At 34.0% G+C, this 17054-nt stretch carries 14 protein-coding genes; 7 read left to right on the top strand and 7 right to left on the bottom strand.

All coding sequences use genetic code 11. The features are described 5' to 3' along the window. Positions 1-210 (bottom strand): hypothetical protein (locus tag LS73_RS04800; protein WP_034559263.1); only part of this gene is annotated, 210 nt, incomplete at its 3' end. Positions 211-512: 302 nt separating this feature from the next. Between LS73_RS04800 and LS73_RS04795 the strand changes: the two genes are divergently transcribed. After that, positions 513-1295 carry an XRE family transcriptional regulator gene (locus LS73_RS04795; RefSeq protein ID WP_114985955.1) on the top strand — a complete coding sequence of 261 codons (783 nt, stop codon included), beginning with the start codon at positions 513-515 and terminating at the stop codon, positions 1293-1295. A 391-nt stretch (positions 1296-1686) separates the two neighbouring features. On the opposite strand, the gene thiC is transcribed toward LS73_RS04795, so the two are convergent. Further along, entirely contained in the window at positions 1687-3048 is a 1362-nt protein-coding gene (thiC, locus tag LS73_RS04790; RefSeq protein ID WP_081955568.1) for a phosphomethylpyrimidine synthase ThiC, read from the bottom strand. 253 nt (positions 3049-3301) lie between these two features. Here thiC and ispF point away from each other — a divergent pair, with 253 nt between their 5' ends. The 3 genes from ispF to LS73_RS04775 are packed head-to-tail and all read left to right on the top strand — an operon-like array spanning position 3302 to position 6839. Then, positions 3302-4774: a 2-C-methyl-D-erythritol 2,4-cyclodiphosphate synthase gene (ispF, locus tag LS73_RS04785; protein WP_052089655.1), complete on the top strand. Its 1473-nt coding sequence runs from the start codon at positions 3302-3304 to the stop codon at positions 4772-4774. Between the two features lie 15 nt (positions 4775-4789). Beyond that, a complete protein-coding gene (locus tag LS73_RS04780; RefSeq protein ID WP_034558032.1) occupies positions 4790-5674 on the top strand; it encodes a response regulator in 885 nt (294 codons plus the stop codon). Beyond that, entirely contained in the window at positions 5652-6839 is a 1188-nt protein-coding gene (locus LS73_RS04775; protein ID WP_034558033.1) for a sulfate adenylyltransferase, read from the top strand. Before LS73_RS04780 ends, LS73_RS04775 begins: the two co-directional genes overlap by 23 nt. 44 nt (positions 6840-6883) lie before the next feature. Here LS73_RS04775 and LS73_RS04770 read toward each other — a convergent pair whose 3' ends face one another. The 5 genes from LS73_RS04770 to LS73_RS04750 all read right to left on the bottom strand — a co-directional run bounded on the left by LS73_RS04770 (position 6884) and on the right by LS73_RS04750 (position 12801). After that, positions 6884-8566 carry an OmpP1/FadL family transporter gene (locus tag LS73_RS04770; RefSeq protein ID WP_104692235.1) on the bottom strand — a complete coding sequence of 561 codons (1683 nt, stop codon included), beginning with the start codon at positions 8564-8566 and terminating at the stop codon, positions 6884-6886. A gap of 376 nt (positions 8567-8942) precedes the next feature. Continuing rightward, complete coding sequence (locus LS73_RS04765) at positions 8943-9830, bottom strand: fumarylacetoacetate hydrolase family protein (RefSeq protein WP_034558034.1); 888 nt, start codon at positions 9828-9830, stop codon at positions 8943-8945. Positions 9831-10139: 309 nt separating this feature from the next. After that, the gene (locus tag LS73_RS04760; protein ID WP_034558036.1) at positions 10140-10865 is read right to left on the bottom strand and encodes a hypothetical protein; all 726 of its coding nucleotides are present in this window, start codon (positions 10863-10865) and stop codon (positions 10140-10142) included. Positions 10866-11052: 187 nt separating this feature from the next. Further along, the gene (locus tag LS73_RS04755) at positions 11053-11544 is read right to left on the bottom strand and encodes a hypothetical protein (protein WP_052089658.1); all 492 of its coding nucleotides are present in this window, start codon (positions 11542-11544) and stop codon (positions 11053-11055) included. A gap of 48 nt (positions 11545-11592) precedes the next feature. Continuing rightward, positions 11593-12801 (bottom strand): NAD(P)/FAD-dependent oxidoreductase, encoded by a 1209-nt coding sequence (locus LS73_RS04750; protein ID WP_104692234.1) that lies wholly within the window; start codon positions 12799-12801, stop codon positions 11593-11595. 154 nt (positions 12802-12955) lie between these two features. Here LS73_RS04750 and LS73_RS04745 point away from each other — a divergent pair, with 154 nt between their 5' ends. The 3 genes from LS73_RS04745 to LS73_RS04735 all read left to right on the top strand — a co-directional run bounded on the left by LS73_RS04745 (position 12956) and on the right by LS73_RS04735 (position 16945). Then, positions 12956-13966 carry an ABC transporter permease subunit gene (locus LS73_RS04745; RefSeq protein ID WP_081955491.1) on the top strand — a complete coding sequence of 337 codons (1011 nt, stop codon included), beginning with the start codon at positions 12956-12958 and terminating at the stop codon, positions 13964-13966. A 117-nt stretch (positions 13967-14083) separates the two neighbouring features. Then, on the top strand, positions 14084-15136 hold the full coding sequence (locus tag LS73_RS04740) for a glycosyltransferase family 9 protein (RefSeq protein ID WP_034556960.1): 1053 nt from the start codon (positions 14084-14086) through the stop codon (positions 15134-15136). A 213-nt stretch (positions 15137-15349) separates the two neighbouring features. Next, positions 15350-16945, top strand: a complete 1596-nt coding sequence (locus LS73_RS04735; RefSeq protein WP_034556959.1) for a methyl-accepting chemotaxis protein — start codon at positions 15350-15352, stop codon at positions 16943-16945. Positions 16946-17054: the final 109 nt, after the last annotated feature.

Genomic DNA, 17054 nt, shown 5'->3' with positions numbered 1-17054 from the left:
TTGTCCAACTCCTATTGTCTTTTTAGGGATATAGAATCCCTCTTGCTCTAGCGCAATTCTTAGCTCCTTGCTTTTACCATATCTACCTTGTGTCTTGCCCACTGATAGGAATTTAAGCAGCGTTAAATGTTTTTCTACACCCCTAGAAATCGCCCAAGCCCTAAGCCTCATGCCTCTTTTTAGCATTTGTGCTGCTACACTCTCATTCATGTTTTATCCTTTTTATGATTTTATGCTATAATCCACTAACCCCAGAGCCTAAAGCTAAGGGGAAAGCGTTTTTTTAAGTTTGAGAGCTGCTTTTAACTTATTTTAAAGTTATTTTCAGCCTCCAAAGCTTAAGTTTTACAACCACTTTTTTAAACTTCTTGATTTTCATCTAAAAGTCCTAAAAGTGATATTCTTCCCACCCTCCCTACCAATTAGCCTATCTTTAAACTTTTTAAGCTAAAATAAGCTAATTAGTTAATTATAGTCTATTTTTTAGACTTATCAAGGGAAAAGAACAATATATGAGACTTAATTATAGGATAAAGGCAGCGAGAGAAGCTAAAGAATGGACACAAGAAGAATTGGCAAAAGCCAGCGGGGTATCTTTGCAAAGCATTAAACGATATGAATCTGCTAAAGATAACAATATCACGCTAGATAGTTTAAATAAAATTGCAGAAGCACTTGACGTTGATGTTGAGTTATTCGTTATGAAAAATATGTCTCCTAGTCATGATTCCAAAATGTCTCCTAGTGTCTCCTACTCAAAAACATTGTCTCCTAGTGTCCATAAGTCGCAAAAAAATGTCCCTCAATCAGAAAGTATGTCTCCCAATATGTCCATAAGTGATTCGCCAATCGGATTCGTCAATGATTCCTTAGTATCCAGCAATCAAAAATCAAGCGACTTTATTAAAATCCCCGTTTATGATGATGTCTATGCTAGCGCAGGAGCAGGGCTTATTAATGATGAGCATATTTCAAGCCACATAGAGCTTGACAAGGGCTTTTTACGCTCATATTTTAGGCTTACCTCATTCGCAAATCTTTCAATAATTATGAGCAGTGGGGACTCTATGCTTCCCACAATACCCGAAAATTGCTATCTTTTAATACAACAAGGTGATGTAAAAGAGGGTAAAATCTGCGTTACCCGCATAGATGATGAGCTATATATCAAAAGACTGCAAAAACGTCCAAAATACAAGCTTATAAGCGATAATAAAAGCTATGATGACATAATACTAGAAGGTGAAAACTATGAAATATTAGGTGTTGTAGTAGGTTTATTTCAAAAACTTTAATGCTATTTGTTTTACTAAAAGCAATTTTACAAATTTTACTATTTAAACATTTAAATATTTTTGTTTAAAAGCGTTTAAATGCCCTTAAAATCGCTCTTTTCTCATGATTTTTAGACTCATGTATAGGATAATGCACAGGAATGTATAGGATTCTTTTTACAATGTATAAAAATCTTTTGACAAATTCAAGAAAATAACCCCTCACTTTGATTTCACACAAACATGCCACAAACTCCCACCCACACGCTATTTTCTTCATATATTCATCACTTTGATTTTAAACAATACTTTACAAGATGTAATTGTTAAATATGCAAAGATATTAACTTTACTAAAATAGCAACAATCAAATATTTCACTCTAAAATCCAGCTACTGCACTCTCTTGGACATTATGATTCCAACTCTCCTTCTTTATAATTTTTAAAAATATCTTGGGTAATTTTATAACTACAAAACTTAGGACCGCACATTGAGCAAAATTCTGCATCTTTAAAAACTTCTTGCGGCAAGGCTTCATCATGAAATTCTCTAGCCCTATCACCATCTAGGGCTAGCTCAAATTGCCTATTCCAATCAAAAGCATATCGCGCATCGCTCATCTCGTCATCTCTATCTCGCGCACCTACGCGCCCACGAGCTATATCTGCAGCATGGGCGGCGATCTTATAGGCTAAGATTCCATCTCGAACATCTTTAGCATTTGGCAATCCTAAATGCTCCTTTGGTGTTACATAACATAACATTGCTACACCCTTCCATGCTGCTACACATGCACCAATAGCACTTGCTATATGATCATATCCAGCAGCAATGTCTGTAACAAGTGGACCCAAAACATAAAAAGGTGCTTCATTGCAATATTGCTTTTGTAGTTCTACATTACGCTCAATTTGATTGAGTGGCACATGTCCTGGACCCTCTATCATTACTTGCACATCAGCATCATAAGCTCTTTTAGCAAGCTCTCCTAACACTCTAAGCTCAGCAAATTGTGCCTCATCACTTGCATCAGCCAAGCAACCCGGACGTAAAGAATCGCCCAAAGAAAGTGATACATCATATTTTTGACAAATTTTTAGAATCTCGTCAAAATGCTCATAAAATGGATTTTCCTTATGATAATGCAACATCCAGCTAGCCATAAGACTACCACCACGTGAAACAATACCCATCTTACGTTTAGCTACAAAAGGCATGTGCGAGAGCAAGAAACCACAATGAATTGTAAAATAACTAACCCCTTGTTTAGCTTGCTTTTCAAGCACAGATAGCATAGTATCAATATCAAGTTTTAACACGTCATTTTTTACATCATGCAAAATTTGATACATAGGCACAGTCCCAATAGGCACACTAGATGCTTTAATGATCTCTACTCGAATTTTATCTAAATCCCCACCTGTGCTAAGATCCATAACTGTATCTGCACCATATTTAATAGAAGTGCAAAGCTTTTCTACCTCTTCACCAATGTCTTCTACAATTTGAGAAGAACCTATATTGGCATTAATTTTTGTGCGAGTAGCAACGCCTATACCCATGGGCTCCAAATTGGTATGATTAATATTTGCCGGGATAATAAGTCTTCCCCGCTTTACCTCTTCGCAAATTAAACTTTCACTCAATCCCTCAATATTTGCAACATAGCGCATTTCTTCAGTAATAATTCCACGTTTAGCATAATGCAATTGGGTTTTAATATTATCATATACGCGCCTTTGTATCCAAGAATTCCTTATATTTTCGCTCATGATATATCCTTAATTTATATTTCTATATTTTACAATAAGTATTGTTGTTTTAAGACTGTTGTAAGAAATAATAAAGTAACAAAATATTATTTTATTGATAAATATTGTATAAAATAGTAACAAGTTTATGCTACAATCTGTAATAAAAAATTAAGAATGATCAATTTAATTAATAAATCAAACAAAGTCCACTAAATGTTGCTATATAGCTTATTCTCAAGGCTGGCATTGTATTATTTATCAAGGATTATTAATGGGAATATCTTTGCAAACTATATCTATTATAATTATGGCTGCTGGAGATTCAACAAGATTTTGCAACTATGATAGCAAAGATCCTTGCTATTCAAATAGCATACAAACAAAGAAACAATGGCTAAGAATAGGCTCTATGCCATTATGGCTTATCGTAGCAAAAACCATTGCAACAAAATGCCTAACATTTTGTTGCAACAAAGAATTATTGAATTTAATTGCAGAATATAGAAATGATTTAAAAAACCAAACAAATCAATATGAAGCTGATTCTATCAATAGAAACTACACACCTAACGATATACACGAAACAATAGAATCTTTGATAAAAGATAAACATCAATTTAAATATAGAGATTCCCTAACACAAATATTAAACAAACCAATGTTAACGCAAATTATTATTACTGCATCACCAAAAGATAAGCTATATATGCAAAAACTCCTACCTAGCACCTTCCAAGTCCAAGAGTTGCTTACACAAGATGCCACATTAGAAATCCCAATGCAAATTGTGCAAGGTGGGGATTCTAGATACATGTCATTACAAAACGCGCTAGATGTAGTAGATTCTACATTTGTGCTAGTAAACGATTGTGCTAGATGCAATGTTAAAGAATCTGTTCTATCAAGATTATTTGCTTCATTGGCACAAAATAAATATGACTGCATAGCCCCATGCTTGCCAATACATGACACTACAATATATGTAGACCAAGACAACAAAATGCAGACATATAGTCATATAGATAGGAATGCCCTAAGAATAATCCAAACTCCACAAATCTCAAAAACCAATACTCTAAGAGAATCTAAAGCTTTAAACCAATACTTTAGCGATGAGACAAGTGCTATTTGCGCAATGCCAAACAAATCTATAGGGCTTGTGCTAGGAGACCTAGCAATGAATAAAATCACTACAAAGCAAGATATATTTCTATTAAAAGAAATATATGAATCTAACCAAAACTATAGTTTAAATACTCCACTAGTTGGAATGGGAAGCGACATTCATGCCTTTGAAGAATCTAAAGAAATGTGGATTTGTGGTGTAAAAATAGAATCTAGCTTTGGATTTAAGGCTCATAGCGATGGAGATGTAGGTATACATGCAATTATTGATTCTATACTTGGGGCAATGTGTTATGGTGACATTGGAGAAATCTTTCCTGATACAAACAAAGAATTCAAGGATATAGACTCTAAAATTTTGCTGAAGAGAGTATATGACTATTGTCTTAGCGTAGGGCTTGAAATAGGAAATATTGATATAACAATCATCGCGCAAACCCCAAGAATATCCACATATAAATCAAAAATGCAAGAAACCATAGCAAAGATTCTATATCTGCAAAAAAGTCAAGTTAGCATTAAGGCTAGCACAGCAGAGAATCTAGGATTCATAGGCAGAAAAGAAGGAGTATTAGCACAATGTATTGCAACTTTACAGCCTCGTGAATTACCAAAATAAAATTAAGGAAAGACTATGAATGTTTTAATTATAGAAAGCGAAACATATCTTGCTCAAAGCATTGCCAGTAAATTAGCAGATGGAAATCACTCTTGCTTTATTACATCATCTTTAGACGAAGCACTAAGTAAAAACAATCTTGACATTGTGCTATTATCAATGAATACGGTAGCTCAACATTACAGGAGTATCATAGAAAAGCATCAAAATGCAATTATAATTCTCATGGTGTCTTATATCAGCGATGACACAGTATCAAAGCCCCTAAAACTTGGTGCAAAAGATTACATTATAAAGCCGTTTATAATGGACGAGCTAGTCAGAAAAATTGAGCATTATTGTGGATTTAAAGAGCTAATGGAAAATATAAAATTTTTTAACAACTATTTCAAATTTATACAAAATGAGCTACAAATTCCAGCCTTACCTCAATATAATCCGCCTATTCTAATAAAGGCTAGCTCTCAAAGGAGTGCTGATATTTATGCTATGAGATATGCTGTTGAGCGCAAACTAAGATTTAATTTTCTAAATCTTAATCATTTTGATTGGAGAGAATATAATTTTGATAGGCAACAATCATATTACATAACAAATTGTGAGAATCTAAAAAAACAAGAAAAAAAAGAATTCCTAGATTTCATGGCTAAACACAGATTTGTAGTTATATCTATGATTTCTGATGATAAGGTTATGTTTCCACAAATTATAGACATAACAAATATGGCAAATAATCTTGAAATAGGCAGTGAAATCCTATCTATTAAAGAATATGAGAGGATAGTCATTACTAAATTTGAAGGTAGATATCCAGATGTGGAGTTAGCCAAAAAGCTTGGTATGAGCAGAAAAAGCTTATGGGAAAAAAGGAAGAAATATGGAATCTCAAGGAAAAAATAAACAGCTCTATATTGACAAAGAAGCTATATCGGTTCTGAACCTAGCAAAGGAGGGCTTACTCTACCCAGCAACAAGATTAATGAATGAAAAACAAATGCAAGAAATCAATAAAACAGGCATGTATTTAGGACAAAGCTATCCATGTCCATTTCTATTAAACCCAAGTGGAAGAAGAAATAAAGAGGTATTAGAGCAAGCAAAAAGCGGAGATATAATAGATTTTATCACAGATGGTAAGAAATCTGGCAGTATAGTAGTAGATTCTGTATTTAGCATTGATAAGCAAGAGAGGCTAAGCAAGATTATGGGTGGGGACTTTGCCTCAAACCCTATTAAAGACATTGAAGGACGTATAGGAAACTTATGTATATGTGGAGACTATACACTAGAAGAGAATCAAATAGAAAAGCATAAAAAAAAGCTAGCTCAGCGCATGGAAATTCTAAATGCTAAAAATATTATGGGCGTTGTTATGCAGGCTAGTCCGCTACATAGAGTGCATGAGAAGATTATGAGAGAAGCACTAGGAAATTGCGATTTATTGGTGATTTTTCTATCAAGACCAAGAAAAGGTGAACTATTAGACTATAGGCTACGATTAAAATGTATGGAATTCTTGATTGATAATTATCTAATGAAAGAAAAGGTGTTAATTATTCCACATGATGATACTTATCTATATGCTGGACAAAATAAAATGATTATGCATGCAGTTGTAGCTCGAAATTTTGGTTGTAACAAGTTTTTGGTTGGCGAAAATAATCGTGGTCTATCTGTATATTATCTTAATAATCAAGTGCATTCAATATTTGATTCTTTACAAGGCATTTCTATTGATGTGCAGATATTACCTGAATATGTATACTGTGATATTTGCAAAACTCTCGTATCTACTAGGACTTGCCCGCATGGACATCACCATCACATCAACTACAATGCAGAATCATTTATAGAATTCTTTAGACTAGGTCTGCTTCCGCCTGCTATGCTAATAAGAAAACAAATATCAGCTATCATTCTATCATCTCTTTTTCCAAATAGATTCAAAGATTTGGATAGGCTATATTACGATATTCTGCCATCTAATGGAATCATACAAAACAAAGGTGAAGAAGAATTCTATCTAAAGCTTATGCGACTTTATCAGACTACATCGCTTAATTAAAAACGCAATGCTTTAATTTTAACATGTTAATACTTAAATGCGTTTTACCATCTATATCCAAGCGATGCAGTTAAAATTCTAAGCTGTCCAGTCCCTCCACTTGCATAAACACTTCTCGAGCTGTTTTTAAAGGTTTGAGACAAGGCTATCCCCAAATCAAAATTTCTAAAGTTATATTTTGCACCAAGCCCTACCATATAGCCATCACTATCTGGTATGCCAATAGCATTTTGTGGCACTGGGGCCTTATCATATGCTCCAGAAAGCATTAGTCTTAGTCTTGGTCCTATATATGTAAGTCCCACGCGAAAAGTATCTGTATCAACCCAACCATTGCCCATAGCAACTGCGCTAAAGTCAGCCAAATTTATCATACCTTTTAGCTGTTCTTGACTAAAACTTTCAGGCACACTACCCGGACTTGCCCTAAAGACTGCCTTATTAAAATCAAACTCGGTATCAAATTTACGCCCCTTACTCCAAAATGTCCTCTCATATGTAGCCTCAATTCTAACCTTTCGAATCTTATCAATAAAAAAATCATGAGAATATGCCAAAGTTAGAATCTCTGGCATAGTTACATATAAAAACAAAGGTGCGTCCATGACTACACTGCCCACAGGTCCGCCAATCACAGTATCAGCACTTACCTTCCCTTCAAAACGCATAGGCACAGGACTATTATAGACTACAGAAAATACCCCATTATCTCCAACTACAAGGCTCACACCAACACGCACGCCAATGCCCAAATCGCTGCCATCGCTTTGCTGAATTACCTTTCCTGTGCCAACAAGACAAGTCTGAATTTCACCAACCATAGCTTGGATTGCTTGTAGCTGCGTAGAATTTGCAGGTAAGCTTAAAATAGGAAACAAAACTGGATTTTGAATAATAGTATCAAACATTGCAGCCATATCATCAGGAATTAGCCCATCTGGCAGGCTTTTTAATATAACTGGATCAAAAGCTGGAGTGCAGTTTGGAGCTTGTATTAGATTTCCATCTTTATCTGTAACCTTTGAAGGCATGTTATCTCTGTCAAGGTGTTGCTGCGTTATGGCTTGCTTATCTGCTGTGCCTAGTGGGACATAGACAATATTATTAAATTTACCCATTCCATAGAGTATCCTAGGAGATATGCCAATGCTAAATCTATCTGCATATGTATAGCTAATTGAAGGCGCAAACTCAATTAAAAATATAAACACATCTTGAAGAAATTCTCCACCTAAACCATTCCACTTCATAGCAAGTCCACTTGGCGCACTAAAGCTTGCACCAAATGTAAAGCCGCTATATGTCTTGGATTTATAAAAAAACTTAGGCAACATAAAGTTTGTATCGCCTGTAGAACCACTTACCATAGCTGTCTCTGCATTTGAATGCTGCAATGTAACAGTGGTTGGTGCTACGGGAATGAAATTTTGTATCGTGCCAACAATACCCTTATATTTCATATAGGTAGTAGAGCTAAGACCCTGATTAGTGCTAGGCACTTGAAAGCTAAATCCGGGTATATTGATTACGCTAAAAGCAAACTCGAATTCATGCTTATTTTCACCCCAATCATTCTTAAAGCCCATATTGGCTGGATTATAATATCCAGCATCAGCACCCCTAGCTCCTGCGACATATGCAGAGCTAAGTGCTGTAGCATTTAGGCTTTGTTCTTGAATCTTAAAGCCATTTGCATACAACGAGTAACCAAGAATATAGCAGCACATATATACTACTAGAATATATACTTTTATGTTATTTTTAGCGTAGCTTTTGGATTGAGTTTTAATACGATTAAATATATTTAAAGAATCAAAATACGCAATACCCCTCCATAGTAGTAGAAACATTCACCCTCCTTAAAGATTGCTACCCTCAATCTCTGTATTTAGTGATTATGCTGAATTTCAAACTAATAATGATATATTCTAGCTTTCACTCGCTAATAATTATGAAATATGATGTAATACATTAGCTATAAATTGACAATTATAAAATTATTATTTCAATAACCGCTATTTAGATTCTATATCATGCTTCACTATATAAACAATACAATAAGCCTAACTACAGAAGACACTCAAGCCTATAAAGCGAAGAGTATTATTTTTCTATTCTAGTTTCTATTTCTCCAATGCCATCAATCTTACATACTACAATATCTCCAGCTTTTAAGAATCTAGGTGGCACAAAACCCATACCAACGCCACTTGGCGTTCCCATAGAAATAATGCTAGCAGCCTTTAAAGTAAAATAGCTTGATAGCTCTGATATAACATGCGAAATGCCAAAAATAAGCTTTGATGTGTTGCTATCTTGTCTTAACTCACCATTCACATAGCTTTGAATCTTTAAATTGTGCGGATTTATAGAATCTCTTAGCACTATGCAAGGTCCAAGGGGGAATCCACCCTCTAGGCTCTTTCCTGCATACCATTGCTTATGCTTTTGCTGCAAATCTCTAGCAGAAATATCATTACCAATGCTATACCCAAAGACAAAGTTCATTGCCTCCTCCTTGCTAATATCTTTGCAATCTTTACCAATAATTACTACAAGCTCCACCTCGTAATCTAGCTGTTGCGTCTTATCACCAATATGAAAAACTCCATTAGGATTCACAAACTCATTCACTCGCTTGCCAAAATACACCGCTTCATCTACTTTACCATCAAAGGCTTCTTTCTTAAAGCGCATAGACTCTTCTGCATGATCCATATAGTTTATACCAAGACAAATAACATCTTGCAAGGGAGCTTTAATAGGGGATAATAGCTTCACATCTTCAAGGGGAATAAGCGGATTGTTAGCATTTAAACATTCCTTAAATCTATCAAAATGAATAATAAACTCATTCATGTTGTTACTTATATCAAGTGGCATAACTAGAGACTGGCTATCTTTATATTTTAAGATTCCCAAAAACTCTACGCCTTTGTGCGAATATCGCACCAATTTGCCTTGCAATAGCGTGTTAGATTGTTTTAGCATTGTATATCCTTTTATAGACTATTTAAAGTCGGCATTATACTTACTTAAAGGCTAGATATTTTAAATTTAAACAGCTTAAGACCGAGCCAATATTTTAAGCATTAGAATCTAAATTATCAAAACTACTTAAAATCTTATACTTAACCTCAAGCGTAAATGCTTTGTATCAATGGGTAAAACGATATTTGTCAAATTCCTTGTCATATCGAACCGATACCTCTTTGTCATATTTAAGAATCTCTCTTTTGTTATATCTTAGGGCGAAAAGCCCGAAATGTCTCTTTAGATTCTTTACTTCTCAAAGAAAGCTTAGAATCTAAATTCATAACTTGCGAATATATTAGGATAATTCCCAAGCAAACGGTGAAAGCGAAGTGAAACATCAATACCGCTATGTTTGTCTATATTGACTCCTAATCCAGTGATAAAAGAAAAATCATTGCCAGAGAATCTATTGTCTGCTGCTAGGCTTGTAGAGAATGACTGCCCAGTGTCCATAATTGTATATCCTGCGCCAAGATATGGTAAAAATCTCCCATATCCCACATATATTATTCCATAAGCACTATTGCTCTTATACACAACAGTGCTATTGCCAGATGGTGCCAATCCTAGCTCATAAGCTATCATAATCTTTATACCCGATGATATATAGCCAAAGCGAAAGAGTTGATTATATCCTATGGAAGCAGATACCGTTGGAACAACGGTAGCATTGATTTGATTTGATTGCGTGGTTGAAAGTCGCATAAAAGTAAGTCCAACCCCGCCCTGAAAGAAAAATAAAGCGGAAATATCAAATGATTCTGCATTGCTATCAATCTCTAATTGTTTATGCTTATTTGTGTTATCAGATACAATATCATCTCTCTCGTCTTTAGATATGGTATTAGATAATAATGGAATCTTCTCATCATTGGGGGTAAAATTATCGCGTTCTACTTTTGTGGCATAGGCTAGTATGGGTTGAAAAATAAACATTAGCATAAATATTACTAATAATTGAAAAAATAATATTTTGCATGTTTTTCGCATAACCCCCTCCTTAATCATACAAACTTTATAAAATATGAAGTTTATTTACATCAACCATAAGAAGCTCACCCCCACTTCATTCAAAATAATAAAACCACCAATCAGAATAATAACAAAAATGCAAAAACTAGAACTACAAATTGTTCCGCCCAACCATAGAGAAATGATTAACAACCTTAAAGAAAAATTACCAGCTCTCATTGATTCCTATAAGAATGCAGCTAGTTACATATGGCGCAGCGCAATAAGAATAAACTTTTTTTTTGACTAGCTCATGTAGGGTAGAATAATATCGTTGTGCAAACTTAAAATATCTAATCTTTGGTTTGTCTTCTTTAATATCGCTAGACAAAATCCCCCCAACACTAACTCCATCTAGCTGATTATGATTGCCCACCCAATCAATATAAAACTCCGATAAGATAATGTAACTGTGATATTTGTGTATTTCTCTATATGAGATTTTAGCGTATTGTGTATGCGAAATGACTTTTTTACCATTAAGTAAAACGAAATTCTTTTGCCTAGATTGGTTATCTACTTGCTTGTAGTATGATTCTAGCTTTTTGGTATTAGAATCCAAGATTGCAGATACATCTGGATTTTTCCATGTTTTATCACTATTTGCATACAACACGCAAATAGAAAATACAAAAAAGGTAAGATATAAAAACTGCATAGAATAATGACTTAAAACAGTGCTTTATACATCAAGCATAGACTAAGTTTAATCGGGCTTAAAAACACCAGAAAGTCCACCAAGCCTATAGCTCCAAGCAGATTCTACAAGCCATTTTGCTATATTTGCAGCAGTGCCCTTAATTTCCTTATTACCAATAACCCCAATAGCATATCCTCCACCAATAGAGCATATACTACCCTCTGGAGAGAAACTAAAACTAGGCAAAGAATTTACATCTACTTTATTTCCACTAGCTTCAGATTGCAAAATTGATTCTAAGATTCCGGCTAGATATTCGCCTTGTTTCTTAGCAATCTGCGCTGTGGGTGGATAGAAACGTCCACTACTAGGATCCTTTAGAGCGGCACAATCTCCAATGATAAATATATTAGACATATCGCTCTCCTGCCCTATTGCTTGCAAATGCTCATTCACCTCTACCTTACTTCTGCCACTTTTAAAGAATGTAGAATTAGCAATAACTTCATTACCCTTTACGCCAGCTGTCCAAATGATTGTATTTGCCCTAACCTCATTTTTCTCATTTCCTTGTTCGATAACTACAGCTCCTTCTTTGCATTCTAGAATCTTAGAACTAGTTAAAACCTCTACACCTAAATCCCTCAATCTCTCCAAACCTAGCTGCATAAGATTATCGTTAAACATAGGCAGAATCTTTGGCATAGCTTCTATGCAGTAGATTTTTACCTCATTATAATCTATACCAAGTTCCTCACATTTCTTATTAACTTCTTGCGCTAATGAGCCTACAAACTCTATACCCGTAAATCCCCCGCCGCACACAACAAAAGCTAAATCACTCTTGTCTCGTGTTTGCAAATAGGATTGCAATCTCGCTAATATGTCTTGTGCAATAATCTTAGCACTATCATAAGATGTAATGCTTTTTGTGTATTCTGTAACGCCCTTAATACCGAAATTATCCGAGCTAAAGCCTAGCCCTATAACTAAATAGTCATATTCATAGGTTTGTTTACCATAAGCAGCCTTACCGTCAATATGCGTAATTGTATCTTCGCTAATGCTCACACCAGCAGGTATAGAATCTCTAATAGAAAATAGCACGCTTCTATCATGCTTACCAGAAGCTACATCATGCAAGGCAATAGTTTTATAATGATATGGAGTATTATTCACCAAATGCCATTGTGCTTGTGAAAAAACAAACGGATTAATCTTCTTTAAAAGCCCAATATTTGCATACCCTGCACCAAGAAGAAGAATTTTTTTCATAACATTTCCTTTTTTATAGACTTAAATTTAGTATTACAAATCTATTATAATCTAAAAAATCAGTATTGAATATCATTTTGTAATTAAACTTAGTTTATTATGTCATTTTTAGATAGAATCTTAATCCAAACTTAACCACTAAGAGGAAATTATAATGAACATATGGCTACTTCGCTGGAAGACATTCTACTCTATTAAAAGGGCCAGATATTGCTTGTTTCTGTTTATCCTCTCTAATGTAGTTAGCTTGTTAGCTCCAATTATTGCTAATGAAAAACCATTACTAATATATAAAGATTCCACATTTTACTTTCCTATTATTAAAGACTATCCGGAATCTACACTTGGAGGGGACTTTGATACCTATCCAGACTACAAAGATCCATTTGTCAAAAATCTATTAAAAGATTCCTTTATCATATATCCATTAATTAGCTATGCACCAAATAGCATTGATTGGGAGTTAGATAGCATTCCTCCTAGCCCTCCAAACTATTTACACATTTTAGGCACAGATGACCAAGGTAGAGATGTAGCATCTAGGTTACTATATGGCATGAGGACTTCGCTATTATTTGGGATATTGCTAAGTGCTTGCACAGTAACACTTGGTATAATAATTGGTGGGATACAAGGATATTATGGTGGGGCAGTAGATTTGATTGGGCAACGTGCTAGTGAGATATGGAGTGCTACTCCTACTTTGTTTTTAATTATCATAATATCAAGCGTAATTGTTCCAAATTTTTGGATTATTCTAACTATAATCTTGCTATTTAGTTGGACTAGTATAGCTAGCGTGGTTCGCACAGAGTTCTTACGTGCTAGGAATCATGATTATATCAAAGCAGCAAAATCATTGGGATTTGGGAATCTCTACATAGCGTTTGTGCATATATTACCAAACGCACTAATTGCTACAATTACTTATCTTCCATTCTTAATTATAGGCAGTATTACAACACTTGCCACATTAGATTTTCTAGGTTTTGGCATGCCACTAGGAAGTGCTAGCTTAGGAGAATTGCTAAATCAAGGCAAGAACAATATACAATCTCCACATCTAGGTATCACTGGCTTTATTAGCATGGCTTTGCTTTTATCATCGCTAGTATTTATTGGTGAGGGCATAAGAGAAGCCTTTGGAAGAAAACAGGGCATATAAACCAGCCTTGTTACTAGGATTTTGCAATAAAAATTAAAACATCTTAAGCTTTATTAGCTTTTGAATCTTATATAAAAATTGAACAAAAACTTAATTTAATTTTGATAAGGTAAAAGTATGACTGTTGGGCTTGTTTGTTATAAAAAGGAATTAGGTTCAAGCATAATATATGCAAAATGCCTATTCGCGCTAAAGAACATATATCAATGCAAGGTAGTTATATTTGGAAACTCCTTGACTAAGGAGTTATTTACATATTGCGATTACATAGATGATTCAATAGACATGGGAAATATAGAAGTGCAAGAACAAAGATCAATCCAGCTTGAAACAATTAATAAATACACTTGTGATTATCTCATAGCCTCCACCACAACGCAAGAATTTATACAGTTTCTAATGCAAAGCAATGCAAAAAAGATTATATGTATAACAAAACTCTACTCTTTATTTTCTTTACGCTGTAAAAGCATGCCATTATATTTTAGCAAGAAGTATCGTAATATGCGATATGAGGATATTATGCTATGTCTAGCAAGAAAGATAAAGCCTAGTGTATTTGATAAACATATTAAAGAACTTGACTTTAGCAAATGCCAAATACATGTAGGCATGGAATCAAGAAAGATTATTGATAAATTTTTAAAAAATTCCATAAGCAAGATGAAATGCAAGGATCCTACATATGTAATCATGGTAAATCCATTTAATGTTAATAATCGCTTCACAATTGATATAACATATTGGTTAAAGCTAATAGAAGAAGTAGCAAGAATCCCTCATTGCATAGCACTTGTAGTTACATATCCTCAAGTTAAGGACAATTTCATGCAAGAGCTAGCTAAATCAAACATAAGCGCACAAAATCTTCTAATATTACACAACGATAACCATATTTTAAATCTAGTTGCAATAACCAAACGCGCAAGTCTTGTAATAAGCCCTAGCACAGGAACAATACACATAGCTAGCAATGTGTTAATCCCAACGCTTGGGCTATATGCAGAATGGGATACAGGCAGATGGGGGACAGATTATGGTTTATATATATTCTTGCAAAAACCGCTAGATAACATGAATCATAATGCGCAACAAGATGTAGTAAAGAAAAGTATAACAATAGTCAAAGAAATGATAGCACAGGGAAAAATCAAACCAGCCAAGCTATAATTTATTGTATTTATATAGCAAATCTAAATATTTAATATTTACATACAGCAATAATAACAAAAAAGCATTTAGTAAACTATAAGAATTATAATAGATATGAAAAGATAACATTAGCTTATGATAATAACAAAGATTTAAGCAAATTTAAGAAATTTATGAGATAAACTTGTATAGAATGAACAGATATAAAAATATCTGCGCATTGGATTCGTCATGCTAAAAACTTTTCGCAGTAAATTGATATTTACATTACTTGTATTTATTATAATAGGAATTGGTATATTATATTGCATTGTATCTAAGAACTATGAAGATATAGCATATGATCAAGGTGTAAAGGCGGCTACAACACTTGGGGATAGTATATTTAGCACCGTAAGATTAAGTATGGATTCAGGCGAGAGAAATATTATAGATAATACGGTGCATGAAGCAAAAGAAATAGATGGAATAGCATCTTTAGAGATTTATAAATCTAACAAGATAATAGAGCTATTTAACATAAATGAAAAACCAGCTGATATAGATAGCAGCAAATCAGATATACAAAAAATCTTCCAAGACAAACAAGAAATCATAAAGCAAGATAGAAACTCACGCAATATAATATTGCAAAAACCATTAATTGCTAATGATAGTTGCGTAATATGTCATATTAATGCAAATAGCGGCGATGTGTTAGGTGTATTAGAGCTAAAAATTTCAATGAATGATATATATAATACTATTAACGATGCCCAAGATTACCTATTGATAATAATGATAACATTTGGAATCATAGCAATAGGTGCTTTATATATATTCTTTGAAAAAGAATTGGTTTTGCCACTTAATCGACTACAAGAAATGGCAAAAGAGTTACAAGATGGAAGTAAGGATTTAACAAAACGTATAGCAATAAAAAGAGAAGATGAAGTAGGCATAGCTTCAAGCTACATTAATGCATTTATACATGCTATACAAAATACAATATCCATAAGCAAAAGCGTCAGCATAGACAACAAGCAAACCACACTAAAGTTATTAAATATCGCAAACACACTATCTAGCAATTCTGATAACCAATTTAAACTAGTCAATAGCGCAAATAATCTTACACAAGAAATAAGTAAAAACCTAAACATAGCAACACATACTACAGATTCAACCATTAACGACATACAAGACACTGAAGCAACATTGTGTGAATTTGTATCAAAACTACAAGAGTGTATTGATCTAATTAAACAATCAGATCAAAAGCAACAAAATGTAATGTTTCAAGCAAATGAACTAGAATCACACACTACAAACATTAAAAGTATTCTCACTACAATAAGGGACATAGCAGACCAAACCAATTTGCTATCACTAAACGCAGCAATAGAGGCAGCTAGGGCTGGTGAGCATGGACGTGGATTTGCAGTTGTCGCAGATGAAGTCCGAAAACTAGCAGAGAGGACACAAGAAAGCTTAGTACAAATTACAAGCAATATTAATCTAGTCTCACAAAGCGTAAATTCCATGGGGGATGTAATTGGCGATGTATCGGTTGAAATGGACAATATAACAGAGAAAACTATACCACTAATTAATCATGCCAACAACACAAGAGACAAATTGCAAACTACAAAGCAAAACTCACTAAAATTACAAAGAATTAGCGCAACCATAGCTTCTCATACTAAGGAATTGCAAGAAATGACTAAGTCTATAACACAATCTAGCCAGAGCAATCAAGAATTAGGACATGATATACAAAAGTCTGTGAATGAAATCACACAAAAGGCAACAGAGCTAGAAAATGCAATTTTACAATTTAAAACCTAATTATTTTCACTTCTAGCCTTACAGCATACACAATATGATAGCATCAGAGATTTTAAAATCTACACTTTTTTGTTTTATTAGACATTGCAAAATGAGCTATTCGTTCATA

The sequence above is a fragment of the Helicobacter muridarum genome (genome assembly GCF_000765805.2).
GTDB classification, from domain to species: domain Bacteria; phylum Campylobacterota; class Campylobacteria; order Campylobacterales; family Helicobacteraceae; genus Helicobacter_A; species Helicobacter_A muridarum.
The sequence above is the reverse complement of the archived record's forward strand: the minus strand, read 5'-3'. Positions and strand labels throughout refer to the sequence as shown.